Origin of the sequence: Streptomyces sp. NPDC087422 (assembly GCF_044744145.1) — a bacterium.
In the GTDB taxonomy this organism is placed as follows: Bacteria; Actinomycetota; Actinomycetes; order Streptomycetales; family Streptomycetaceae; genus Actinacidiphila.
Genome location: NZ_JBIUXT010000004.1, coordinates 835,226 through 860,341 on the forward strand (window position 1 = coordinate 835,226; position 25,116 = coordinate 860,341).

Genomic DNA, 25,116 nt, shown 5'->3' on the forward strand with positions numbered 1-25,116 from the left:
TTCCTCCGTCGGCCCCCTGTTCCGTCCCGCGGTACCCGTACAGCGACGGCTGATTGTCCGGGCACCGCTGGACCGGGACGGGGGGTCGAGCCGGTGGAAGGTGCCGGTCGGGGTGTGCCGGAGGGCGCGGTCCTGGGTCACAACGGAGCCGAACGGGGCTACGGGCGCGGCACGTTGCGCAGATTGGAGCGCGCGAGCTGCACCATCTTGCCGACGCCGCCGTCCAGTACGACCTTGCCCACCGACAGCGCGAAGCCGCCGATCTGCTCGCCGGTGATCTTCGGCGGGATGGACAGGGCGTGCGGGTCGGTGACGACGTCGACCAGGGCGGGCCCCTTGTGCCGGAAGGCGCCGCGCAGCGCGTCCCGCAGGTCCTTGGGCTTCTCGACCCGGACGCCGTAGGCCCCGGCGGCGTTGGCGATGGCCGCGAAGTCCGGGTTGTGGTTGGTGGTGCCGTACGCGGGCAGGCCCTCGACCATCATCTCCAGCTCGACCATGCCGAGCGAGGAGTTGTTGAACAGCACCACCTTGACGGGGAGTTCGTACTGGACGAGCGTCAGGAAGTCGCCCATCAGCATGGTGAAGCCGCCGTCGCCCGACATCGACACCACCTGCCTGCGGCGGTCGAGGAACTGCGCGCCGATCGCCTGCGGCAGCGCGTTCGCCATCGAGCCGTGCGTGAAGGAGCCGATGACGCGGCGCTTGCCGTTGGGCGTCAGGTAACGGGCCGCCCACACATTGCACATGCCGGTGTCGACGGTGAACACCGCGTCGTCCGCGGCCTCTTCGTCGAGCACGGACGCCACGTACTCCGGGTGGATCGGCACGTGCTTGTCGACCTTGCGGGTGTACGCCTTCACGACGCCTTCCAGCGCGTCGCTGTGCTTCTTCAGCATCCGGTTGAGGAATTTGCGGTCGGACTTCTCCCGCACCTTCGGCGTCAGGCAGCGCAGCGTCTCGCCGACGTCGCCCCACACCGCCAGGTCCAGCTTCGAGCGGCGCCCGAGGTGCTCGGGCCGCACGTCGACCTGCACGATCGTCACGTCGTCCGGCAGGAAGGCGTTGTACGGGAAGTCGGTGCCGAGCAGGATCAGCAGGTCGCACTCGTGCATCGCCTCGTACGCGGCGCCGTAGCCGAGCAGACCGCTCATGCCGACGTCGTACGGATTGTCGTACTGGATCCACTCCTTGCCGCGCAGGGCGTGGCCGACCGGGGCCTTGACGCGTTCGGCGAAGGCCATCACCTCGTCGTGCGAGCCCGCGGTGCCGCTGCCGCAGAACAGGGCGACCTTGTTGGCGCCGTTGACGAGCCGGGCGAAGACGTCGAGTTCCGCGTCGCCGGGGCGGACGGTGGGGCGGCGGGTGACCAGGGCGTGCTCGATGCTGCGCTGCGGCGCGGTCTGCGCGGCGATGTCGCCCGGCAGGCTGATGACGCTGACGCCGCCGCGGCCCACCGCGTGCTGGATGGCGGTCTGGAGGACCCGCGGCATCTGCGCCGGGTTGGAGATCAGCTCGCTGTAGTGGCTGCACTCGCGGAAGAGCTGGTCGGGGTGGGTCTCCTGGAAGTAGCCGGTGCCGATCTCGCTGCTGGGGATGTGCGAGGCCAGCGCCAGCACCGGGGCCATCGAGCGGTGCGCGTCGTACAGGCCGTTGATCAGGTGCAGATTGCCGGGGCCGCAGGAACCCGCGCAGGCCGCGAGCTTGCCGGTGAGCTGGGCCTCCGCGCCCGCCGCGAAGGCCGCGACCTCCTCGTGGCGTACGTGCACCCATTCGATGGAACGGTTGCGGCGTACGGCGTCCACGACGGGGTTGAGGCTGTCGCCCACCACCCCGTACACGCGCTGTACGCCCGCGCGCACCAGCACGTCGATGAACTGCTCGGCCACGGTCTGCTTCGCCATCGGGCCCACCTGTCCTCGTCGGTGACTCCTCTCATCTCACCGGGAAGTGGGTGGCCCCGCATCCGGGAGCGCCGGGGCCCGCCCGGTCACGCGTCCCAGACGGTCACCGCCGTCCGGTCGTCGGCGTAGCCCTTGACACGGGTCTGGGCGTCGGCCAGATACGCGGCCATGCCGGGCGGTCCCGCGCCCCAGCGGCCTGCCAGGTGGACGGCCAGCGCGGGCTCGCCGCGCAGCGGTTCCGCGAGGCCGCCGCTGCACATCACCAGCGCGTCGCCGGGCTGGGCGACGGTGGCCCGGAAGCGGAACGGCGCCGCCGTCTCGTCCGGCGCCAGGTCCAGGTCCTGCCAGGTGTCGTCCCTGATCCGGAACAGTCCGCCGTCGCCGACGCCGAAGAACAGCCGGGTCCGGCACTCCGGGTCCGCGGGCAGCAGCAGACAGCGCAGCGAGGCGGTGTACGTGCCCTCGTCCAGGCCCAGGTCCTCGCCGCGGGCCCGCAGGCGTCCGTAGCAACGGTCGGTCAGCCGGTGCAGGCCCGATTTGAGCGAGCCTCTGCGGGCCGCGCGCAGGTCGTCAGAGAGCCGGTTCCTGCTCCGGCCGACCGCGCCCGCGATCCACCGCACCGCGTCCTGCGCCGCCTTGTGCGCGTCGTCCGCCGCGCGGGCGCCGCTGGCCATCGCGACCAGCAGCAGCGCCTCGTCGCCGCTGCCGAAGCGGGCCGTGAGCAGGGCGTCCCTGCGGGGCTGGCCCCGGTACCGCGCCGAGTCGCCGCGCAGCGACACCGTCCGGACCGTCATGCGGCCGTACCGCGCGCCGTCCAGCACCGTGTCCGCCACCAGGGCGCCGAGGTCGTCCGGTTCCGCCTCCGGCCACGCGGTCGGCTCCGCCGCGTACGTCGGCGGTCCCCCGCCCACCACCTCCGGCTCCGCGACCTCGTCCCGCGCCCCCACCGCCGCCACCCACCCGGGCGGCAGCTCCGGCGCCCACCGCACCTCCCCTTCCACGAACGCCGTCTCCCGCCCCCACCCCGCCGCCGACCCGGCCGCCTTCCCTGCGCCCTCGGTCGCCCCGGTCCCGGCCTCGGCACCGTCCCGCTCCCCCGCCTGCCCCTTCCGCCCGCCGACCGGCACGCCGACGACCGCGGGCCCCGCCCACGGACGGCGGGGCTCGGCCGAAGCGGACGGCTGCGGGGGATTGGGCTGTTCGGACTCCGACCCGTCGGACTCGCCCGGCACCGCCGGGACAGACTCGGCGTCAGCCGCCTGCGAAGGGCGTGACGGATCGGGCTCCGGCTCGGCCGGTTCGGCCTCGGCCGCAGGCGTCTCCGGAGAAGGACCCGGCTGGGCCGGTGCCTCCGGAGAAGGACCCGGCTGATCGTTCTGCGCTGCGGTCGGCACACCCACGGCAGTCGGACCCACCCAGGGACGGCGGGGCTCGGCCGGGGCGGACTGCTGCGGGGGGCTCGGCTGATCGGGCTCCGGTACGGCGGGCGGCTGGGCCGCCCAGGAGCGATCGACGTCCGCCTCGGGCGGGACAGCCCAGGGAGAGCCGCGCTCCGGGAAGGCGGTGGGGGCCTCCCGGTCGGCCGGGACAGGCTCGGCGTCAGCCGCCTGCGAGGAGGGACCCGACCGGGCGGGCTCCGCCTCGGTCGGGGGGACCCACGGGCGGCGGGGCTCGGGCAGGGCGGACGGCTGCGGGGGAATGGGCTGGGCGGGCTCGTCCGGTGTCGCAGGGGCGGGTGGTTGGGCCGCCGAAGGGGAACGATCGGGGGCCGGTCCGGGCGGGGCGGTCTGCGGGCTCGGGGGTGCGCTCGGCGTGGTCGGGGCGGGCGGCCAGGGGTAGTTGGGGTCCACCGCGCCGGTCGGGGCGGTAAGCGGGCGGTGGGGCTCGGCCTCGGGGCGGTCCGCCTCGGGGGTGGCCCAGGAGTTGTCGGAGGGGGGCGGCTCGGGCGCGGGGCGGCGGGCTGCCAGGAGTTGGTCGAGTGCCGAGTCGTTCGGCGACGGCGGCCCGGAATCGTCCGGCTCGGCCGGTGCCGGTTCGGCCGTCTCGGGGGTCGGGGCCTGCCAGGCGGTGCGGGGCCAGAGGGCAGGCTCGTCCGGGGAAGCGGGCGGGGGGTCCTCTACGGCGAAGGTCGGGGTGGCCGACCACGCGTCCCACGAGGCTCCGGGCGTATCGCCCTCCGGGGCCTCCGGCTCTTCGGCGACGGGCTCCGGCGCCGGTGCCGGCTCGGGGGCGGCCGAAGGTGAGCGGGTCCACCAGGAGTCGGACGCGGGGCGCGGCGCCTCGCGGGGCTCCGGGGCGGGGGCCGACGGCTCGGGGCGTTCGGCGAAGGTGGGAGCGGACGACCAGGCGTCCCAAGGGCGTTGCTCCGGCCGGGGCGGCGGAGTGGGCTCGGGCGCGGCGGCCTCCGGAGCCTCTTCCGGTGGCGGCGGCGCCGTACCGAAGGTCGGCTCGGCCGACCAGGCGTCCCACGCGGGAGCGTCATCGACCGGCGGCGCGTCCGGCGCGGCGATCGACGGCTTGGCGGGTGGTTCGGCCGAGGACTCGACCGGCGGCTCGACCGGCCGCTCGGCTGGCACCTCGTCGGCTTGCGCCTCGTCGGCCGGCACCTCGTCAGCCGGCACCTCGTCGACCGGCGGCGCGTCCGGCGCGGCGATCGACGGCTTGGCGGGTGGTTCGGCCGAGGACTCGACCGGCGGCTCGACCGGCACCACGTCGGCCGGCACCTCGTCAGCCGGTGCCTCGTCGACCGGCACCTCGGGCGACGCGTCCTGCTGAGCCGGAATCGACACCGAAGCGGGCTCCGGAGCCGAGACCGGCGCCGTGGTCGGGACCGGCGCCGGAGGCGCACCCGGTGTGCGCGGCGGCCCCGGCCAGGAAGGGGGCGGAGGCGGCGGAGTGGGCCGACGCAGTCGCAACGTGTCGGCGGCCGGCGTCGGCGGCGGAGGCGCCACCGCGTCCAGCGCCGTATCGAAGTGCGCGTCGACGGAATCCGGCGTGGCGGACGGCGTGGCCGCGTCGTCGTCGTACAACTGACGCCACCAGTCGTCCTCTTGGCTGCTGTGGGAGTCCCCCTGCTGGCTCATGCCCTTATTGTCCACCGCGCGGGCCGCCGGGAAACGTGGAACCGCCGGGCCGGCCCCGCCCCCACAGCAGGGCCGCCCGGCGGAGTCGCCGTCCCCGGCCGGGACCTCGGGAAAGATCCTCCGGGGACCGCACCGAGACCTTCGGACGCGTCCGAAGACTTCTTCCGGGGGCTGCCACGGACACCGTCCCCGGCGCCCTCCGTCCCGCCTCCCGCGAAGCCACCGAAAAGCTCCCCGTCAAGCTCTCCGCAAAGCTCGGTGTCGATCACACTGGCAGAGCGGACCTGCGGGAGTACAAGATGACCAAGGCGGGAAACCGCCGTGGCTCATTTCCGCCACCGTCACCATCACCGCAGGGAGGGGGCTCCGTGCTCGGCGCCATCGGTCTGGACGAAGTGCAGGAATCGGCCTACCGGGCGCTGGTCGGCCTGGGCGCGGCCGAGGTCGGCGACCTGTCGCACCGCCTCGGGCTGAACGAGGAGGACGCGGGCCGCATCCTGCGCAGGCTGGAGGGGCACGGGCTGGTCGCGCAGTCGTCGGCGCGGCCCGGCCGCTGGGTCGCCGCGCCACCGGCCGTGGCGCTGTCGGCCCTGCTGACCCGGCAGCGGCACGAGTTGGAGCAGGCGGAGCTGGCCGCCGCCGTCCTGGCCGCCGAGTTCCGCGCGGAGGCGACGGAACCGGCCGTGCACGACCTGGTCGAGGTGGTCACCGGCGCCAACGCGGTGGCGCAGCGCTTCCTGCAACTCCAGTTCGGCGCGGAGAGCGAGGTCTGCGCCCTGGTCACCGACCGCCCGGTGGCCATCACCGGGACGGAGAACGACGCCGAGCAGGAGGCGTCCCGACGCGGCGTCACGTACCGCGTGGTGCTGGAACGTTCCGTCGTGACGAGCCCGAGCGGTTTCACGGAGGTGTCCGCCGCGCTCGGCAGGAACGAACAGGTGCGGGTGGTGGACCGGGTGCCGACCAAACTGGTGGTGGCCGACCGGTCGTTGGCGATGGTGCCGCTGACGCGCCGCCTCGCCCAGCCCGCCGCGCTGGTCGTGCACGCCAGCGGGCTGCTGGAGTCGCTGATGGGGCTGTTCGAGGGAGTGTGGCGGCAGGGGATGCCGCTGAGCCTGGACGGGACGGGCACCGTGGCCGAGGAGTCCCCCGAGGCGCCGGACAGCACCGACCTGCGCATCCTCTCGCTGCTGCTGGCCGGTCTGACGGACGCCTCGGCGGCCAAGCAGCTCGACCTCGGGCTGCGCACCGTGCAGCGCCGGGTCAAACGGCTGATGGAGATCGCCGAGGTCACCACCCGCCTCCAGCTCGGCTGGCACGCCTACGAACGCGGCTGGGTGGCACGCGGCGACACGGACGTATGAGCGCGGGGCCGTACACGGCGGACGCGGCGACCGGCGACCGGCGACCGGGCCGACGGTCCCGCCGGTCCCGCCGGTCCCGCCGGAAGGGTGAGCGCGCCACCGGACGGTTGACGGGGCGGCGGACCGACGACGTCCCCACGGCGTACGGACGGCGTACGAGCGGCGTACGCGAGTGGTCCTACGGGTCTCGGACAGGTCTCGCCTTGCGCCCCGAGGGTGATCCGCCCGGCGGACGGGCGCGTCATCGGGCAGGGTGGGCTCATGGGGACCGCACAGGTGTGCCTGATCGGCGCGGTGATGCTGCTCGGACTCGTCGGTGTGCTGGCCCCCGGCGTGCCGGGGACGCTGCTCTGCTGGGCCGCCGTCATGTGGTGGGCGACGCAGGAGCACACGAGCCTGACCTGGGGCGTACTGGCCGGGGCGACCGGTCTGCTGGCCGTCGTCCAGGTGGTGGTGTGGCTGCTCCCGGCGCGCCGGATCCGCGATTCGGGCATCACCTGGCACACCGTGCTGGTCGCGGGCTCCTTCGCCATCGCCGGTTTCTTCCTGATCCCGGTGGTGGGCGCGGTCCTCGGCTTCGTCGGCACGATCTACGCGACCGAGCGCGTACGCCTCGGCGGCCACCGCGCCGCCTGGACCGCGACCCGCACCGCGATGCGCGCGGTGGGCGGCTCCGTCCTGGTCGAACTCCTGGCGTGCCTCGTCGTGGCGGGCGCGTGGCTGGGCGCGGTGATCGCGGGCTGACCGGCACCCGGCCCCGCGCTCAGGGGGAGACGTACGGGGTGTGCGGTCGTACGGACATACGTATGGCCGTACGACCGCGCGTCCCCACTCGGCCTAGGTCCTGGATAGGTCAAAGGTCCAATGGCCCGGTGCGCTCACCCGTGTGAGGGTGAGGGCATGGCGATCAAGACACCCAGGACAGCGCTGACCGAGGCCGAGCTGCGCTATCTGCGCACGCAGCGCCTCGGGCGGCTGGCGACCGTGGACGCGCAGGGCCGTCCGCAGGCCAATCCGGTCGGCTACTTCCTTCGCCCGGACGGCACGGTCGACATCGGCGGCTACACGATGGGCGCCACGAAGAAGTGGCGCAATGTGGCGGCGAACCACTACGTGTCGCTGGTCGTGGACGACATCGCGGGCACCGACCCGTGGACGGTGCGCGGGGTCGAGATCCGCGGCACCGCCGAGCAGGTCGTGGGCCCGCACGACCTCGGCGCGCAGATGAGCGACGAGTTGATCCGGATCCACCCGTACTCGATCATCGGCTGGGGCCTGGAGGACTGACCCCGCGCGCCGGACCTCGCCGGGCGTCGCTCGCACCACCGTCGCCCGGCCCGCACAAGGCGCACACAAGGCACACCCGTCTCACCTGCCGAACCGACACGGAGAGCGCTCTCACGCCGCGCCGGGGGACCCGTTACGCTGTGCGCGTACCGGCCCCCGGTTTTCTGTTATTTCCGCGTGAAGGAGACGTCCCTTGTCCGACCCGAGCTTCGCGCCGCGTCCTACGCTGGAGGCCGTCGCCGCGCGGGCCGGGGTGTCGCGTGCCACCGCCTCGCGCGTGGTCAACGGCAGCGAAGGGGTACGGGCGCCGCTGGTGGAGCGGGTCCGCAAGGCCGTGGACGAGCTGGGATATGTGCCCAATCAGGCGGCCCGCACGCTGGTGACGCGGCGCAATGACGCCATCGCGGTGGTGGTGGCCGAGCCGGAGACGCGGTTCTTCACCGACCCGTTCTTCGCGCAGCAGGTGCGCGGGATCAGCAAGGAACTCACCGCGCGGGACAATCAGTTGGTGCTGCTGCTGACCGAAGGGGCCGCGGATTACGAGCGGGTCGGCCGCTATCTGGCGGGCGGTCACGTCGACGGCGCGCTGATCTTCTCGCTGCACACCGACGACTCGCTGCCCGTGCTGGCCCGCAGGGCCGGAGTGCCCACGGTGATCGGCGGGCGGCCCGGCTGGACCGACTTCGACAGCGACCACGGCACGTTGTACGTGGACTGCGACAACCGGGGCGGTGCGCGGGACGCGGTACGGCACCTGCTGAGGATCGGCCGCCGCCGGATCGCCCACATCGCGGGGCCACTTGACCAGACGGCGTCGGTGGACCGGCTGGACGGGTTCCGTGACGTGCTGCCGGAGACCGACCCCCGGATGATCGCCGAGGGCGACTTCACCCCGGAAGGCGGCGCCCGCGCCATGGCCGAACTCCTCCAGCGCTGCCCCGACCTGGACGCCGTCTTCGCCGCCTCCGACGTCATGGCCTCCGGCGCCCTGCGCGTGCTGCGCACCTCAGGACACCGCGTCCCCGACGACATCGCCGTCGTCGGCTTCGACGACATGGTCTCCGTCGCCGAATGGACCGACCCGCCCCTGACCACCGTCCGCCAGGACATCGAGGAAATGGGCCGCCTCATGGCCCGCCTCCTCCTGCGCGCGGTGGCGCCGCCGACGGGCCCGCAGAGCGTTCCCGCCCTGTCCTCCATCGTCACGCCGACGCACCTCGTGGTCCGCGCCTCCGCCTGAGCGCCGAATCCCGGCCCGAGCACCACGCTTCCCCCTGAGCGCCGCACCGCGCCCGTCCGAGGGCACTCGGCACCGCCCGACTCCGCCTGACATACCGTCACTTCATCGGATCGAACCCACGCGCGAACACCGGTCCCCCACCTGTGGGTTGGGAACGTCGGGCGAAGGGAAGGTCACGAACAGGTAGCGAAGGTGAGGGCACGGTGAAGGCCGTGCCGGAGGCGAGGAGGTCCGACATGGCATACAGCGTGATTCTCGGCGTCGTGATCGTCGTGCTCGTGGTCGCCTGTGTCGTCGGCTCGTTCTGGAGTGCGGGCAGCCCGATCGCGGTGCGGCGCCGCCACCAGCAGGGTCCTGGCGGCGGCGCCGGATAGGGTCCGCGCCCGTACGGTCGGCCGTACGGGACCGGGTTCAGGACCGGCGGCGGTGGCCGCCGCCCCCGCCGCGCTTGCGCTCGTACATCTCCCGGCCCGCCGCGGTCCGTTGCTTCCACTCGCGCCGCATCTCGGAGCGCAGCCGCTGGTCGGTGCGTGAGGCGATCCACGCGTTCTCGCGCAGCAGCTTGCGGTAGCTCTCCAGACGGCGGTGCTGCAAGGTGCCGTCCTCCAGCGCGGCCAGGACGGCGCAGCCCGGCTCCGACTGGTGCGAGCAGTCCTGGAAGCGGCAGTCGCGGGCCAGTTGCTCGATCTCGGAGAACACCTGGTGGAGCCCGGACTCCGCGTCCCACAGGCCGACCCCGCGCAGCCCCGGCGTGTCGATCAGCACCCCGCCCTGCGGCATCGGCAGCAGGTCACGCGTGGTCGTGGTGTGCCGGCCCTTGCCGTCGGAGTCCCTGGTGGCCTGCACCTCCTGCGCTTCGCGCCCCAACAGGGCGTTGGTGAGCGTGGACTTGCCCGCGCCCGACTGGCCGAGCAGCACCGAGGTGCCGCCCGCCAGCAGCTCCGACAGCGCCTCGATCCCCTCGCCGGTCGTGGCGCTCACCACCAGGACCGGCACTCCGGGCGCCGCCGATTCGGCGTCCTCCAGCAGATAGGTGGTGTCCGGCACGAGGTCCGCCTTGGTCAGCGCGACCACCGGTTGCGCGCCGCTCTCCCAGGCCAGGGAGAGGAAGCGTTCGAGGCGCCCCAGATCGAGGTCGGCCGCCAGCGACACCGCGATCACCGCGTGGTCGATATTAGCCGCGAGCACCTGGCCCTCGGAGCGCTTGGACGACGCCGACCGTACGATCGCGGTCCTGCGCGGCAGCAGCGCCCGTACCGACGGGCCCTTCGGCTGCGCCGGGTCCGGGTCGAACGCCGCCCAGTCCCCGGTGCACGCCACGAGCATCGGATCCGGCGAGTGCACCGGATCGGTACCGGCGCGGACCGTCAGCAGACCGTCCGCGCCGTCGGGGACGACGACGTCGCACATCCCCCGGTCGACCCGCACGATCCGCGCGGGCACCAGTCCGTCCGCCGCGTACGCCGAGAAGGCGTCGTCCAGCAGCGAGTCCCAGCCGTACGGGACGAGTGAGGACCAAGAGGAGGACGACGACGAGAAGGAAGAAGACGAGAAAGACAAGGGAAACCCTTCCAACAGGGCCCCGGCACCGCGCGTCCGATCGGCGCGGCAGAAGAAGAGAGGTCAGCCGGAGACCACAGAGGTGAACTGAATGAACTTCCGCATCTGGGCAGCGCCCATCACCAAGGCAGTCATCGAGTCACACCTCCTGGCCGTACTCACGAGCCGACAGCGGCGAGCCACTTCCGCGGCTTCCGCTCCAACACCAGGGACCGTAGCCCCTCCCCCACCGCCTCCGCCACCGAATTAACGGCCGCCGCCGCGGGCGGGCGGAGAGCGCCGGAGCAAAGCGGAGGGATCTCCGGTAGTGGTACGGTCGAAGAAGCGGAGTGACCTCCGCTTGTTCTGGTGTCGCACGGGAACGGGATGCTCATGGCTTCCAGCGGGATGGCCTCGGACGGGACGACGGCCGGCGGGGCGCGGCGGGCCGGAGGGGCGGGGGCGCTGGCCGGGCGGACGGTGTCGCGCGTCGGGTACGGGGCGATGCAACTGACCGAGCGGGCCGGGCGGGCCGCCGCGGTCGCCGTACTGCGGCGGGCGGTCGAACTCGGGGTGGACCACGTCGATACGGCGCAGTTCTACGGCGACGGCTTCGTCAACGGGGTGATCCGCGAGGCGGTCGGGTCCGAGGACGAGGTGCTGGTCGCCAGCAAGGTGGGGGCCACACCGGATTCCGGCGGCCCGGTGCACCTGCGACTCGCGCAGAAGCCCGAGGAGTTGCGGGCGGCCGTGGAGGACAATCTCGCGAGCCTCGGCCTCGACCGGATCCCGCTGGTGAATCTGCGCCGCACCGATGTCGGGCCGGGCCTGCGGGCCGAGGGCGACCAGGTGGTCGAGCTCGACGACCAGCTCGCGACGATGGTGGCGCTGCGCGACGAGGGCAAGATCGGCGCGATCGGGCTGAGCAGCGTGAGCCTGGACAATCTGCGCCGGGCGATCCCGGCGGGCATCGCGTGCGTGCAGAACGCGTACAGCCTCGTGGCGCGCGACGACGAGGACATGCTGGCCCTCTGCACCGCGCAGGACATCGCGTGGGTGCCGTACTTCCCGCTCGGCAGCGCCTTCCCCGGCCTGCCGAAGGTGACCGACGAACCGGCGGTGATCGCCGCGGCGCGGGCGCTGGGCGCCACGCCCTCCCAGGTCGGCCTGGCCTGGCTGCTGCACCACGCGCCGAACGTCCACCTCATCCCGGGCACGTCGAACACCGCCCACCTCGAAGCGAACGTGGCCGCGGGCGCGCTCACGCTCGACGCCGCGACCCTCGCCGCGCTGGACGCCGTCCCGACCCGGCCGAACGACGCCCCGCTCACGTAACGCGGGGCGCGCGACCGGACCCCCTCAGCGCGCCCCGAGGCTGGAGCCGCGCACGACCAGCTCCGGCTGGAGGACGACCTGGCGGTGCTCGTGGCCCTCGGGGTCCGCCGTCTCCTCCAGCAGCATCTCGGCGGCGAGCCGCCCCATCGCGACGGCGGGCTGCCGGACCGAGGTCAGCGGTACGGCCGCGGCGGCGGCGAATTCGATGTCGTCGTAACCGACGATGGCCATCTCCTCGGGGACCGCGATCCTGGCGGCGAAGACCGCCTGGAGGACCCCGAGGGCCAGCAGGTCGTTGGCGCAGAAGACGGCGGTGGGCCGGGGCGCCAGGCCGAGCAGCCGGGCTCCGGCGTCGCGGCCCGCCGAGACGTCCAGCCGCTCGGCGGACACCTCGGTCAGCGACTCGGGCGGCAGTCCGGCCTCGGCCAGCGCGGCGAGCGCCCCGGCGCGGCGGTCGCGGACCTGCGGGAGTTCGGGCGGGCCGCCGACGTAGACGATCGAGCGGTGTCCCGCGGCGATCAGGTGCTGGGCGGCGAGGCGTCCGCCGACGACGTCGTCCACCGAGACCGAGCAGACGGCGACGTCGGCGGAGACCCGGTCGACCAGGACGTACGGAATGCCCTGGCTGCGCAGCGTCTTGAGGCTGTGTCCGGTCGCGTCGGCGGGGGTGACCAGCACGCCGCGCACCCGCTGCTCGGCGAAGAGCGACAGGTACTCGACCTCCTCGCTGGTGCTCTGCGCGCTGTTGCAGACCATGACGCCGAGTCCGGCGGCGCGGGCGGCGCGCTCGGCGCCGCTGGCCACGTCGACGAAGAAGGGGTTGCCCATGTCGAGGACGAGCAGCGCGACGATACGGCTTGCCCCGGCCCGCAGTTGGCGGGCGGACTCACTCCGTATGTAGCCGAGGCGGCTGATGACCGACTGCACCCGGGTCCTGGTCTCCTCGGACACCAGGTCCGGGCGGTTGATCACATTGGAGACGGTCCCGACCGAGACACCCGCCTGCCGTGCCACGTCCTTGATCCCAACCATGGGCTCCACTGCTCCGTCCCGCCCGCCGCAGGCAGGGCTCCTCGTAACGCTCATCCGGCGTCGGCGCGACGTGCTCGACGTTCACCCGGAATCAACGCATTGAACTTATTCAAGCACAGTGCGTGCTGGTTGATCCGGCACGAACTGAATCGTTCCAACCTCTCATGTTCACGGAAGGTGGAACACCTCGGTGAGCGGGACCATCGCCGCGTCGGGCGCGACGCCGTCCAACTCCTCGAAGAAGCCCGCCATTTCCGCCTGCCAGCGGGCGTTCACCTCCGTACCGTCCATGGCGGCGCGCGCCCGCTCGAAGTCCTCGGTCTCCAGATAGCCGACGAGCAGGCCGTCCTCGCGCAGGAACAGCGAGTAGTTGTGCCAGCCGGCGGCGGACAGCGCCTCACGCATTCGCGGCCAGACGTCCGCGTGCCTGGCACGGTACTCGTCCAGCCGTTCCTGACGGACCTTCAACACAAAGCAGACGCGCCGCACTTGAGGATTTCCTTCCGCACACCGCCGGCCCGGACCCACAGGGCCGGCGGTCCAACTGCCTTACTGGATGGTGCCGTCGGCTCAGAAGTTGAACTGGCCGATGTTCGCCTTGTCGAAGACGGTCGGCTTGCCGAGGACGATGACGCTGTCCTTGCCGACGGTGAAGGTGCCCATGTCGCCCGCGGTGAAGGTCTCGCCCTCGGCGCCGGTGATCTGGCCGGAGGCCAGCGCGACGGCGGTGTAGCCCGCGAGCGCGCCGAGCTTGGCCGGGTCCCACAGCTCAAAGGACTGCACGGTGCCGTTGTTGACGTACGCGCGCATGTCGTTGGGCGTGCCCAGGCCGGTGAGCTGGACCTTCCCCTTGTACTTGGAACCGCTCAGGTACTGCGCCGCGGCCTTGATGCCGACCGTGGTCGGGGAGATGATCCCCTTCAGGTTCGGGTACTGCTGGAGCAGGCCCTGGGTCTGCTGGAACGACGCCTGCGCGTCGTCGTTGCCGTAGGCGACCTTGACGAGCTGGATGTCCTTGTACTCCGGCTTCTTCAGCTCGTCCTTCATGAAGTCGATCCAGGTGTTCTGGTTCGTGGCCGTCTGGGCCGCCGACAGGATCGCGATCTGGCCCTTGTTGTTGATCTGCTTGGCCATCAACTGGACCTCGGTACGGCCCAGGTCCTCCGCGCTGGCCTGCGAGACGAACGCGTCACGGCAGTTGGTGTTGGTGTCCGAGTCGTACGTGACGACCTTGACGCCGTTCTTGCGCGCCTGGTTCAGCGCGGTGCACAGCGCGCCCGGGTCCTGCGCGGACACCGCGATGGCGCTGACCTGCTGCTGCGTCAGGGTGTTGACGTAGCTGACCTGGCCCGCGGTGTCGGTGCCGCTGCTGGTGCCGACCTCCTTGTACTTCTCGCCGAGCGCCTCGACGGCCTTCTTGCCGCCGTTGTCGGAGATGGTGAAGTACGGGTTGTTCACCTGCTTGGGCAGGTAGGCGATGGTCAGGCCCTTCTTGACGGGCGCGTTCGGGTCGGCGGAGGCCGACGCCTTCGTACCGGATCCGGCGGAGGCCGATTCCGAGTCCGAGCTGGACTTCTTGGTGGTGCCGCCACAGGCAGCGGCGCTGAGCGCGACAACGGCGACAACGGCGACCGCGGCCGCGGCGCGACGGGCGGGGGCGGTTCTGTACGACATGCGGGTGTCCTTTCGATGCCGCACTCGCGGCAGGTGACGACCAGGTGAGGGTGTTCGGACGACGTGCGTGGTGCGGGGGGTCAGGTGGCGGCCAGTGCGGCCGGTGGTGGCGCGTCGGCGGTTCTGCGCCGGGCTCGCGCCCTGCCCACCTGCCGGGCCACCCGCGGTGCCAGTACCGAGATCACCAGCAGGACTCCGGTGATCAGGATCTGGGACTGCGCGGAGACGTTGATCAGACTCATCACGTTCTGGAGCGCGCCGAGCAGGAACACTCCGGCGATCGCGCCGCCCAGCGTGCCCTTGCCGCCGTCGAAGTCGATGCCGCCGAGCAGCACACCGGCGATGACGGACAGTTCGAGGCCGGTGGCGTTGTCGTAGCGGGCGCTGGCGTAGTGCAGGGCCCAGAAGACGCCGGTGAGCGCGGAGATCGTGCCGGTGGCGACGAACATCGACAGCTTCAGCCGCTTGGTGCGGATGCCCGCGAAGCGCGCGGCCTCCTGCGAGGCGCCGACCGCGAACAGCGAGCGGCCGACCGGGGTGGCGTGCAGGACGACGGCCGCGATGACCAGCAGGACGGCCCACGGGATGGCGGCCTGCGGGATGAAGGTGCCGCCGATCCGCGCGGAGCCGAAGTCCAGGTACTGCTGCGGGAAGTCGGTCACCGAGTTGGAGCCGAGCACGATCTGCGCGATGCCGCGGTAGGCGGCCAGGGTGCCGATGGTGACGGCCAGCGAGGGCAGTCCGAGCCGGGTCACCAGCAGGCCGTTGACCAGGCCGCAGACCACGCCGAGCAGGATGCACAGCGGGATGATCATCTCGATGGCCATGCCGTCGTTCCACAGCTTGCCCATGACGGCGCCGGACAGGCCCGCGGTGGAGCCGACCGACAGGTCGATCTCGCCGGAGATCACCAGCATCGTCATCGGCAGCGCGATGAGCGCGATCGGCAGGGTGTTGCCGATCAGGAACGACAGATTCAGCGCGTTGCCGAAGTTGTCGACCAGGGAGAAGGAGCAGAGCAGCAGGACGACGAGCAGGGCTCCGACGACGGTGTCCCAGCGGAACGCGTCCCGCGCCCAACCGGTCGCCGTACGGCCCGCGGTGGCGGGCTTCGCGCTCGCGGACGGCTTCGTACCGGCGGACGGCTTCGTACCGGCGGACGGGTTCGTACCGGCGGACGGCTTCGCGGCCTTCGCCGGACCGGTGGATTTCGTTGGCTCAGGCATGAGTTGTCGCACTCCTTGTCTGTGCGGCCCGCTTACGGAGCACCGCCGCGACCCGCAGCGCGACCACCCGGTCGACGGCGATGGCCAGCAGCAGGAGGACGCCGTCGATGGCCTGCACCCATACGGAGCTGACGCCGATCGAGGGGAGCACGCTGTTGATCGAGGTCAGCAGCAGGGCGCCGAGCGCGGCGCCGTACAGGCTGCCGGAGCCGCCGGTGAAGGCGACGCCGCCGACCACCACGGCGCTGACGACGGTGAGTTCGTAGCCGCTGCCGGTGCCGGAGTCGACATTGCCGAAGCGGGCGAGGTAGAGAGCGCCCGCCAGGCCCGCGAGGGCGCCGCAGACGATGTAGGCGGTGAGGATGCGCTTGCGGACCGGCACACCGGCCAGCCGCGCGGCCTCCGGGCTCGAACCGAGCGCGTACAGGTCGCGTCCGCTGCGGTAACTGCGCAGGTAGTACGCGGCGATGATCAGCACGACCGCGGTGAGCAGCGCGAGATACGGGACGGCGCCGAGGCCGTCGTGCCCGAAGCTGCCGAAGCCCGACGGGAGGTCGGCGGCGGTGATCTGCTTGGAGCCGAACCAGATCGAGTCCAGGCCGCGGATGATGTAGAGCGTGCCGAGGGTGACGACCAGCGCGGGCACCTGGCCGAGGCTGACCAACAGGCCGTTGACGATGCCGAATCCGGCGCCGAGGGCGACCGCGATCAGGATGGCGACCAGCGGATTGCCGCCGCCGCGCAGGAACTCGCCCGCGGCGAAGGCGGTGATGCCCAGCGTGGAGCCGACCGACAGGTCGACGTTCCGGGTGATCACCACCATGGCCTGGCCGACCGCGACGAGCACCAGGATGGTCGCGTTGAGCAGCAGGTCCTTGATGCCCTGCTGGGACAGGAAGGCGCTGTTGTCGAGCTGGGTGGCCAGCAGCATCAGCACCAGGACGACGAGGATGGCCAGTTCCCTGACCTTCAGCACCCGGTCGAGGAGGCCGCCGGTGGAGGCGGTGTCCGGCGGCGCGGCCGACGCCGGTTTGGCGGTCATGGTCATGCCGCGTTCCTTCCGCGGCCGGTGGCCGCTGCCATGACGGATTCCTCGGTGGCGTCCGCGCGCGGGATGTCGGCGGCCAGCCGGCCCTCGTGCATCACCAGGACACGGTCGGCCATGCCGAGGATCTCCGGGAGGTCGGAGGAGATCATCAGGACGGCGAGGCCGTCGGCGGCGAGCTGCGAGAGCAGCCGGTGCACCTCGGCCTTGGTGCCGACGTCGATGCCGCGGGTGGGCTCGTCGACGATCAGCACCCGGGGGTCGGTGGCCAGCCACTTGGCCAGCACCACCTTCTGCTGGTTGCCGCCGGACAGCGTGCCGACGACATCGGCGAGCCGGGCGTACTTCACCTGGAGGCGCATGGCCCAGTCGACGGCGCGGCTGCGCTCGGCGCCGCGGTCCATCAGGCCCGCGCGGGTGGTGGCCTTGAAGCCGGTGAGATTGATGTTGCGCTCGATGGACATCTCCATGACCAGGCCCTGTTCGCGGCGGTCCTCGGGTACGAGGGCCAGGCCCGCGGCCATGGCGAGGCTGGGGGCGCCGGACTTCAGCGGGCGGCCGTCGACCTCGACCTCGCCCGCGTCCCAGCGGTCCACGCCGAAGACGGCGCGGGCCACCTCGCTGCGCCCGGCGCCGACGAGTCCGGCCAGGCCGACGATCTCGCCGCGCCTGACGTCGAAGGACACGTCGGTGAAGACGCCTTCACGGGTCAGCCTGCGCACGCTCAGCGCGACATCGCCGACCTTGGCGTCCTGCTTGGGGTAGAGCTCGTCCAGGTCACGGCCGACCATCCGGCGGACCAGGTCGTCCTCGGTGAGGCCGTCGACCGGCTCGCTGGCGATCCAGGCGCCGTCCCGCAGGGTGGTGACCTGCTGGCACAGCGCGAAGACCTCTTCCAGGCGGTGCGAGATGAACAGGATGGCGGCGCCGTCCTCGCGCAGCGCCCTGACGACGCCGAAGAGCCGGGCGACCTCGCTGCCGGTGAGGGCGGCGGTGGGCTCGTCCATGATCAGCACGCGGGCGTCGAAGGAGAGCGCCTTGGCGATCTCGACGAGCTGCTGGTCGGCGATGGACAGGCCCCGGGCGGGCTGGTCGGGGTCGAGGTCGACGCCGAGCCGCTTGAAGAGTTGCTCGGTGGCCTTGTGCACGGCCTTGTGGTCGACCCGGCCGAGCGAGCGGCGCGGCTGGCGGCCGACGAAGATGTTCTCGGCGATGGAGAGGTCGGGGAAGAGCGTGGGCTCCTGGTAGATGACGGCCACACCGGCGTCGCGCGCGTCGGCCGGGCCGTGGAAGACCACCGGCGCGCCGTCGAGCAGTACCGTTCCGGTGTCCGGTCGGTGCACCCCGGCCAGTGCCTTGATCAAGGTCGATTTGCCGGCGCCGTTCTCCCCCGCGAGGGCGTGCGCCTCACCCGCGTACAGCCGCAGTGAGACGTCGCGCAGTGCCCGTACCGCGCCGAAGGACTTGCTCACCCCCTCCAGCGCGAGGACCGGAGTCCGTTCCGGTTCGGGGTCGGTCATTGATGTCTCCTGGATCTCCCGGTCTTGCGCCGCGGGGTGAAATGTTTCAATGGAGTTGCCGGGACGTTAGCCCCGCTTGATCAGGCCGTCAAGAGTCCGTGGAAGCCATTTCGGGAGATCAACCCCCGACGGACGGCCAATCGCGGCTGGAAAGAGACCCTCTAGCAGCGCGTCCGGCTCATGTGACACGATTCAATAACGGCGACCGGCCCGCCATCGGGTTCTCGTCATGACCATTGACATGGCGCAGTGTCGCCTTTAAGGTGAGCCGTCAAATGAAACGATTCACAGAGGTTGCCATGACAGACCTGTCGGCCGTGAAGGCGGCGCTGAAGTCCCAGCGGATCGAGACCCCTTCGTGGGCCTACGGCAACTCGGGCACCCGTTTCAAGGTGTTCAGGCAGGAGGGCGTGCCGCGTAACCCGTACGAAAAGCTGGACGACGCGGCCCAGGTGCACGCGGCCACCGGCGTCGCGCCCATCGTCTCCCTGCACATCCCCTGGGACCTGGTGGACGACTACGCGGCGCTCGGCGCGTACGCGAAGGAGCGCGGCCTGACCCTGGGCGCGATCAACTCCAACGTCTTCCAGGACGACGACTACAAGCTCGGCTCGGTCACCAACGCCGACCCCGCGATCCGCCGCAAGGCCGTCAGCTATCTGCTGGAGTGCGTCGACATCATGGACGCCACCGGCTCGCGCGACCTGAAGCTGTGGTTCTCCGACGGCACCAACTACCCGGGCCAGGACGACATCGTCGCCCGCCAGGACCGGCTCGCCGAGGCGCTGTCCCAGGTGTACGACCGGCTCGGCGACGACCAGCGGATGCTGCTGGAGTACAAGCTCTTCGAGCCCGCCTTCTACACCACGGACGTCCCCGACTGGGGCACCTCCTACGCGCACTGCCTCAAGCTGGGCGACAAGGCGCAGGTCGTCGTAGACACCGGCCACCACGCGCCGGGCACCAACATCGAGTTCATCGTCGCGTTCCTGCTGCGCGAGAAGAAGCTCGGCGGCTTCGACTTCAACTCCCGCTTCTACGCCGACGACGACCTCATGGTCGGCTCCGCCGACCCCTTCCAGCTCTTCCGGATCATGCACGAGGTCGCCAAGAACGGCGGCCTGAAGCAGGAGACGGGCGTCGCCTTCATGCTCGACCAGTGCCACAACATCGAGGCGAAGATCCCCGCGATCATCCGCTCGGTGATGAACGTCCAGGAGGCCACCGCCAAGGCACTGCTGGTCGACCTCGACGCTCTCGGCGCCGCCCAGCGCGCCGGTGACGTACTGGAGGCCAACGCCGTACTGATGGACGCCTACAACACCGACGTCCGGCCGCTGCTCGCCGAGGTGCGCACCGAACTGGGTCTCGACCCCGACCCGATGGCCGCCTACCGCGGCTCCGGCTGGGCCACCCGCATCATCTCGGAACGCGTCGGCGGCGAACAGGCCGGCTGGGGCGCGTGATTTTTTAAGGCTCGGTTCACCGCGCCAGTTTTTTCAAGGCTCGGTTCACCTCCGCTGCGCTTAGTCGCTGTCGACGGTCGATCGTGCTCGGTTGCTCGTTCCTCACAACCTGCGCGCGTTCTCCCTTTCAACAGCGACCGCTCCGCTTCGGTTCACTCGCCGGCCCTCCTGACGGCGAGCCCACGCGGCCGACCGGCTTCGCGACGCGCAGTGGAGCCTCCGAGCCGGTCGAGCTCATCGCACCCGCACCCGTACTCATTCCTCCGAAGGACACCGCATGGCTTCCGCCTCCAGTTCCGACGACAGCACGGTCGGGGCGCTGCTCGGCCGTTCGAACCGGCTCGGATCCGATCCGCGCAACACCAATTACGCGGGCGGCAACACGTCCGCCAAGGGCACCGCGCCCGACCCGGTGACCGGGGCCGACACCGAGCTGATGTGGGTCAAGGGGTCCGGCGGCGACCTCGGTACGCTCACCGGCTCCGGTCTCGCGGTGCTGCGCCTGGACCGGCTGCGCGCCCTCACCGAGGTCTACCCGGGGGTGGAGCGCGAGGACGAGATGGTCGCCGCCTTCGACTACTGCCTGCACGGCAAGGGCGGCGCGGCGCCGTCGATCGACACCGCGATGCACGGGCTGGTGGACGCGGCGCACGTGGACCACCTGCACCCGGACTCCGGTATCGCGCTGGCGTGCGCGGCCGACGGCGAGGCGCTGACCAAGGAGTGCTTCGGCGACACCGTGGTGTGGGTGCCCTGGCGCCGCCCCGGCTTCCAGCTCGGACTGGACATCGCGGCGGTCAAGGAGGCCCACCCGGAGGCGATCGGCTGTGTGCTGGGCGGGCACGGCGTCACCGCCTGGGGCGCCACCTCGCAGGAGTGCGAACGCAATTCGCTGCACATCATCCGCACCGCGGAGACCTTCCTCCAGGAGCGCGGCAAGGCCGACCCGTTCGGCCCGGTGCTCGACGGGTACGAGCCGCTGCCGGAGTCCGAGCGGCGCGCACGGGCCGCCGCGCTGGCACCGCTGCTGCGCTCGATCGCCTCCCAGGACCGGCCGCAGGTCGGCCACTTCACCGACTCCCCCGAGGTGCTGGACTTCCTGTCGCGCGCCGAGCACCCGCGGCTGGCCGCGCTGGGCACGTCCTGCCCGGACCACTTCCTGCGCACCAAGGTCCGCCCGCTGGTCCTCGACCTGCCCGCGGGCACGGCCCTCGACGAGGCCGAGGCCCGGCTGCGCACGCTGCACGAGGAGTACCGCGCCGAGTACGCCGCCTACTACGAGCGGCACGCCTCGCCCGACTCCCCCGCCATGCGAGGCGCCGACCCGGCGATCGTCCTCGTGCCGGGCGTCGGCATGTTCAGCTACGGCAAGGACAAGCAGACCGCGCGCGTCGCGGGCGAGTTCTACGTCAACGCCATCAACGTGATGCGCGGCGCGGAGGCCGTGTCCTCGTACAAGCCGATCGAGGAGTCGGAGAAGTTCCGTATCGAGTACTGGGAGCTGGAGGAGGCCAAGCTGCGGCGGATGCCGAAGCCGAAGCCGCTGGCCACCCGGATCGCGCTCGTCACCGGTGCCGGGTCCGGCATCGGCAAGGCCATCGCCCAGCGGCTGGTCGCCGAGGGCGCCTGCGTGGTGGTCGCGGACCTCGACGCGGGCAACGCCGCCGCCGTGGCCGAGGAGCTGGGCGGTCCCGACAAGGCCGTCGCGGTCACCGTGGACGTCACCTCCGAGGAGCAGATCGAGGCGGCCTTCGCCGACGCGCTGCTCGCCTTCGGCGGGGTCGACCTCGTCGTCAACAACGCGGGCATCTCGATCTCCAAGCCGCTCCTGGAGACCACCGCCAAGGACTGGGACCTCCAGCACGACATCATGGCCCGCGGCTCCTTCCTCGTCTCCCGCGCCGCCGCGCGCGTCATGATCGAGCAGAAGCTGGGCGGCGACATCGTCTACATCGCCTCCAAGAACGCGGTCTTCGCCGGGCCCAACAACATCGCCTATTCGGCCGTCAAGGCCGACCAGGCCCACCAAGTGCGTCTCCTCGCCGCCGAGTTGGGTGAGTACGGGGTACGTGTCAACGGCATCAACCCCGACGGGGTCGTCCGTGGCTCCGGCATCTTCGCCGGCGGCTGGGGGGCCAAGCGGGCGGCCGTCTACGGCGTCGAGGAGGCCAAGCTCGGGGAGTTCTACGCGCAGCGGACGCTCTTGAAGCGGGAAGTTCTTCCCGAGCACGTCGCCAACGCCGTCTTCGCCCTCACCGGCGGGGAGCTGACCCACACGACCGGGCTTCACATCCCCGTCGACGCGGGCGTCGCAGCCGCCTTCCTCCGCTAGGGCGTGTCACCCTGCGCAGGGCCGGTGTTCAAGGGCACGGCTCTAGGCGTTCGCCCTGCGCAGGACGTGCCCCGTCAGGGGCGCTTGGGGCACCTCCCGGCCGAAGGCTGCGGGAGGAACTGTGCGGCCCGCCCCCACCGGCCGGTGGTCGGGACACCACCGAACTGCACCTCTGGGGCCGGTGGTGACCTGCGGGAGCGCTTCGGCTGAGCGCGCAGTTCCTCCCCCAGCCTGCGGCCGGGAGGTGCCCCCAGCGCCACTAAAAGATCGGCGCAACGCACAAACGCAAGGACACCGCACACGGGCCGCGCCCCCAAAAGATTCGGCCTAACGCCTCGCGTAGGAGAACCGTCCAGGGGCCGCGGGGCGGGAAGAATGAAGGACCGCACTCCGCAGGAGTGGCCGTATAAGGAGAGGCATGATCGGCGAACCCCCAGGCGCAAGCCCAGCCGCAGGCGTGTTCGCGGCGGCGGACCTCGGCGCGACGAGCGGCCGCGTCGTCGTGGGCCGGGTGGGCGGCGGGGAACTGGCCCTCACGGAAGTGAACAGGTTCGCGAATGTGCCGGTGCGGCTGCCGAGCGGGCTGCACTGGGACCTGCCGGGCCTGTTCACCGGCGTTCTGGACGGACTGCGCGAGGCGGCGAGGTCGGGCGCCGCGGTGGCGTCCGTCGGCGTGGACACGTGGGCGGTGGACTACGGCCTGCTGGACGCGGACGGCGCGCTGCTGGGGATCCCGTACCACTACCGGGACAGCCGTACGGCGCAGGTGGCGCCGCGGGTGCGGGACGAGGTCGGCGCGCAGGAGCTGTACGCGGCCAACGGCCTCCAGCATCTGCCGTTCAACACGGTGTTCCAGCTCGCGGCGGCGCGGGGCACGGTCCAACTGGGCGCCGCGCGGACGCTGTTGCTGATCCCCGACCTGGTGACGCACTGGCTGACCGGCAGTGTCGGTGCGGAGGTCACCAACGCCTCGACGACGGGCCTGCTGGACGCCCGTACGGGCGAGTGGTCGCGGGACCTCGCCGACCGGATCGGCCTGGACCCGGCGTTGCTGCCGCCGCTGCGGCAACCGGGCGACAGCGCAGGGGAGTTGCTGCCGCACATCGTGGCGGCGACGGGTCTGGCGGCGGGGACGCGGGTCACCACGGTGGGCTCGCACGACACGGCCTCCGCGGTGGCGGCGGTACCGGCCACCGCGCCGGGTTCCGCGTACATCTCCTGCGGCACCTGGTCGCTGGCCGGGCTCGAACTGGACGCGCCGGTGCTCAGCGCGGCGTCGCGGGCCGCGAATTTCACCAATGAGCGCGGGATCGACGGCACGTTCCGCTATCTCAGGAACATCATGGGAATGTGGCTGCTGGAGGAGTGCCGTCGGGTCTGGGCCGCGCGCGGCGAGCCCTCCGAGCTGGCGTCACTGCTCGCGGACGCGGGCCGCGCGGAGCCGTTCGGCGCGGTGATCGACCCGGACGCGCCGGAGTTCCTGGCACCGGCCGACATGCCCGCGGCCATCGCGGACTACTGCGTGCGTACGGGGCAGCGCCCGCCGGAGAGCCGGGGCGCGCTGGTCCGCTGCGTGCTGGAGAGCCTGGCGCTCGCGCACCGCAGGGTGCTGCGCAAGGCCGCCGAACTCGCCGACCGGGAGATCACCCACATCCATCTGGTCGGCGGCGGCAGCCGCAACGAACTGCTGTGCCGCCTCACCGCGGACGCGTCCGGGCTGCCGGTGATCGCCGGGCCCACCGAGGCGACCGCGCTCGGCAACATCCTCGTCCAGGCCCGCACCCACGGCCTCGTCGGCGACCTGGCCCGGATGCGGCAACTGGTCGCCGACACGCAGGAGTTGCGCCGGTACGAGCCGCGCGGTGACCTGCGCGCCTGGGACGCGGCGGACGCCCGTATCTCCGGTGCCCTCGCCGCCCCCTGACCGTCCGTCACCCGCCCAACCGCCGTCCGTCATCCGCCCGCACGACCCCGAGGGAGCCGCGATGCGTGCCGCCCTGTTTCTCACCTGCGTGAACGACACGCTCTATCCACGGACCGGCCAGGCCGTCGTCGCGCTGCTGACGCGGCTCGGCGTCGAGGTGGACTTCCCGATGGGGCAGACGTGTTGCGGCCAGGCGCACTACAACACCGGTTACCGGCACGAGGCGGAGCCTTTGGCGCGCCGCCAGGCGCGGGTCTTCGCCGGATACGACTACGTGGTCACGCCGTCCGGCTCCTGCGCGGCGATGGTGCGGGACATCTACCCGCGCCTCGGCGAACGGGCCCGGGAGGAGGGCCGCGGCGACGAGTTGAGCGAGGCGCTGGCCGACGTGGTGCCCAGGACGTACGAGTTGACGGAGTTCCTGGTGGACGTGCTGGGGGTGACGGATGTGGGCGCGTACTTCCCGCACACGGTGACGTACCACCCCACCTGTCACGGGCTGCGGATGCTGGGGCTCGGTGAGCGGCCCCGGCGGCTGTTGGAGGCTGTGAAGGGGCTTGAGCTGCGGGAGTTGGAGGGTGCGGAGGAGTGCTGCGGCTTCGGCGGCACCTTCGCCGTGAAGAATCCCGACGTCTCGGCCGCGATGGCCGCGGACAAGGTGCGGCACGCGGAGGAGACCGGCGCCGACGTGCTGTGCGCGGCCGACAACTCCTGCCTGATGCACCTGGACGGCACGATGTCCCGGCAGCGCACCGCCATCCGCCCGGTGCACATCGCGGAGATCCTGGCCAGTACGCGGGAGCACCCGCTGACGGTCCCGACCGCCGGGGTTCCGGTCCATGTCGCCACGGGCGGCGCGCGCAATGGAGGAGTGGTCCGATGAGTGGTACGTATCTGGGTCTGCCGTCGTTTCCGAAGGCGGCCGCCTCGTCCACGAAGGACACCCAGCTCCGCGCGAACCTCACCCACGCCACCCACACCATCCGCGACAAACGCGCCAGAGCCATCGCGGAACTCGCCGACTGGCCCCAACTCCGCGCAGCGGGCGCCGCTGTCAAGGACCACACCCTGCGCCACCTCGACCACTACCTCCTCCAGCTCGAGGAGAACATCACCGCCGCCGGCGGCACCGTCCACTGGGCCCTGGA

Annotated in this window: 19 protein-coding genes and 1 pseudogene; 11 read left to right on the forward strand and 9 right to left on the reverse strand. The window is 71.9% G+C overall.

Annotation, left to right across the window (positions count from 1 at the left end):
• Positions 1 to 158: 158 nt before the first annotated feature.
• Positions 159 to 1,901, reverse strand: coding sequence for a pyruvate dehydrogenase (locus tag ACIO6U_RS16985; protein WP_355338838.1), 1,743 nt, complete (start codon positions 1,899 to 1,901; stop codon positions 159 to 161).
• Between the two features lie 86 nt (positions 1,902 to 1,987).
• Complete coding sequence (locus ACIO6U_RS16990) at positions 1,988 to 4,984, reverse strand: protein phosphatase 2C domain-containing protein (RefSeq protein WP_401719686.1); 2,997 nt, start codon at positions 4,982 to 4,984, stop codon at positions 1,988 to 1,990.
• A 368-nt stretch (positions 4,985 to 5,352) separates the two neighbouring features.
• On the opposite strand from ACIO6U_RS16990, the gene ACIO6U_RS16995 reads away from it, so the two are divergent.
• The 5 genes from ACIO6U_RS16995 to ACIO6U_RS17015 all read left to right on the forward strand — a co-directional run bounded on the left by ACIO6U_RS16995 (position 5,353) and on the right by ACIO6U_RS17015 (position 9,249).
• Positions 5,353 to 6,348 (forward strand): helix-turn-helix domain-containing protein, encoded by a 996-nt coding sequence (locus ACIO6U_RS16995; RefSeq protein ID WP_355338832.1) that lies wholly within the window; start codon positions 5,353 to 5,355, stop codon positions 6,346 to 6,348.
• Positions 6,349 to 6,609: 261 nt separating this feature from the next.
• A complete protein-coding gene (locus tag ACIO6U_RS17000) occupies positions 6,610 to 7,092 on the forward strand; it encodes a DUF456 family protein (protein ID WP_391049398.1) in 483 nt (160 codons plus the stop codon).
• Positions 7,093 to 7,248: 156 nt separating this feature from the next.
• Complete coding sequence (locus ACIO6U_RS17005; RefSeq protein ID WP_355350185.1) at positions 7,249 to 7,635, forward strand: PPOX class F420-dependent oxidoreductase; 387 nt, start codon at positions 7,249 to 7,251, stop codon at positions 7,633 to 7,635.
• Positions 7,636 to 7,828: 193 nt separating this feature from the next.
• Complete coding sequence (locus tag ACIO6U_RS17010) at positions 7,829 to 8,875, forward strand: LacI family DNA-binding transcriptional regulator (RefSeq protein WP_355350182.1); 1,047 nt, start codon at positions 7,829 to 7,831, stop codon at positions 8,873 to 8,875.
• A gap of 236 nt (positions 8,876 to 9,111) precedes the next feature.
• Positions 9,112 to 9,249, forward strand: a complete 138-nt coding sequence (locus ACIO6U_RS17015; RefSeq protein ID WP_188282881.1) for a hypothetical protein — start codon at positions 9,112 to 9,114, stop codon at positions 9,247 to 9,249.
• A 37-nt stretch (positions 9,250 to 9,286) separates the two neighbouring features.
• On the opposite strand, the gene rsgA is transcribed toward ACIO6U_RS17015, so the two are convergent.
• The gene (rsgA, locus tag ACIO6U_RS17020) at positions 9,287 to 10,435 is read right to left on the reverse strand and encodes a ribosome small subunit-dependent GTPase A (protein WP_401719692.1); all 1,149 of its coding nucleotides are present in this window, start codon (positions 10,433 to 10,435) and stop codon (positions 9,287 to 9,289) included.
• Positions 10,436 to 10,807: 372 nt separating this feature from the next.
• On the opposite strand from rsgA, the gene ACIO6U_RS17025 reads away from it, so the two are divergent.
• Positions 10,808 to 11,749 (forward strand): aldo/keto reductase, encoded by a 942-nt coding sequence (locus ACIO6U_RS17025; protein WP_401719695.1) that lies wholly within the window; start codon positions 10,808 to 10,810, stop codon positions 11,747 to 11,749.
• A gap of 24 nt (positions 11,750 to 11,773) precedes the next feature.
• On the opposite strand, the gene ACIO6U_RS17030 is transcribed toward ACIO6U_RS17025, so the two are convergent.
• The 6 genes from ACIO6U_RS17030 to ACIO6U_RS17055 all read right to left on the reverse strand — a co-directional run bounded on the left by ACIO6U_RS17030 (position 11,774) and on the right by ACIO6U_RS17055 (position 18,246).
• Entirely contained in the window at positions 11,774 to 12,790 is a 1,017-nt protein-coding gene (locus ACIO6U_RS17030; RefSeq protein WP_355350172.1) for a LacI family DNA-binding transcriptional regulator, read from the reverse strand.
• Positions 12,791 to 12,949: 159 nt separating this feature from the next.
• Positions 12,950 to 13,270 carry an L-rhamnose mutarotase gene (locus ACIO6U_RS17035; RefSeq protein WP_188282885.1) on the reverse strand — a complete coding sequence of 107 codons (321 nt, stop codon included), beginning with the start codon at positions 13,268 to 13,270 and terminating at the stop codon, positions 12,950 to 12,952.
• Between the two features lie 81 nt (positions 13,271 to 13,351).
• Positions 13,352 to 14,455 (reverse strand): rhamnose ABC transporter substrate-binding protein, encoded by a 1,104-nt coding sequence (rhaS, locus tag ACIO6U_RS17040; RefSeq protein ID WP_391049393.1) that lies wholly within the window; start codon positions 14,453 to 14,455, stop codon positions 13,352 to 13,354.
• Between the two features lie 80 nt (positions 14,456 to 14,535).
• Positions 14,536 to 15,681, reverse strand: a complete 1,146-nt coding sequence (locus ACIO6U_RS17045; RefSeq protein ID WP_401719700.1) for an ABC transporter permease — start codon at positions 15,679 to 15,681, stop codon at positions 14,536 to 14,538.
• Positions 15,674 to 16,729: an ABC transporter permease gene (locus tag ACIO6U_RS17050; protein WP_355350160.1), complete on the reverse strand. Its 1,056-nt coding sequence runs from the start codon at positions 16,727 to 16,729 to the stop codon at positions 15,674 to 15,676. The genes ACIO6U_RS17045 and ACIO6U_RS17050 overlap by 8 nt, the downstream gene beginning before the upstream one ends.
• Positions 16,726 to 18,246, reverse strand: a complete 1,521-nt coding sequence (locus tag ACIO6U_RS17055; RefSeq protein WP_401719703.1) for a sugar ABC transporter ATP-binding protein — start codon at positions 18,244 to 18,246, stop codon at positions 16,726 to 16,728. Before ACIO6U_RS17055 ends, ACIO6U_RS17050 begins: the two co-directional genes overlap by 4 nt.
• A gap of 299 nt (positions 18,247 to 18,545) precedes the next feature.
• Between ACIO6U_RS17055 and rhaI the strand changes: the two genes are divergently transcribed.
• From rhaI to ACIO6U_RS17080, 5 genes and pseudogenes are all read left to right on the forward strand, one after another.
• Entirely contained in the window at positions 18,546 to 19,712 is a 1,167-nt protein-coding gene (gene rhaI, locus ACIO6U_RS17060; RefSeq protein ID WP_401719706.1) for an L-rhamnose isomerase, read from the forward strand.
• Between the two features lie 277 nt (positions 19,713 to 19,989).
• Positions 19,990 to 22,044 carry a bifunctional aldolase/short-chain dehydrogenase gene (locus ACIO6U_RS17065; RefSeq protein WP_401719709.1) on the forward strand — a complete coding sequence of 685 codons (2,055 nt, stop codon included), beginning with the start codon at positions 19,990 to 19,992 and terminating at the stop codon, positions 22,042 to 22,044.
• 418 nt (positions 22,045 to 22,462) lie between these two features.
• Positions 22,463 to 23,968, forward strand: coding sequence for a rhamnulokinase family protein (locus ACIO6U_RS17070; protein ID WP_401719711.1), 1,506 nt, complete (start codon positions 22,463 to 22,465; stop codon positions 23,966 to 23,968).
• 61 nt (positions 23,969 to 24,029) lie between these two features.
• Positions 24,030 to 24,851: a (Fe-S)-binding protein gene (locus ACIO6U_RS17075; RefSeq protein WP_355350145.1), complete on the forward strand. Its 822-nt coding sequence runs from the start codon at positions 24,030 to 24,032 to the stop codon at positions 24,849 to 24,851.
• A pseudogene (locus tag ACIO6U_RS17080) lies at positions 24,848 to 25,116 on the forward strand ((4Fe-4S)-binding protein); the annotation flags it as partial. The gene ACIO6U_RS17075 and the pseudogene ACIO6U_RS17080, both read left to right, overlap by 4 nt.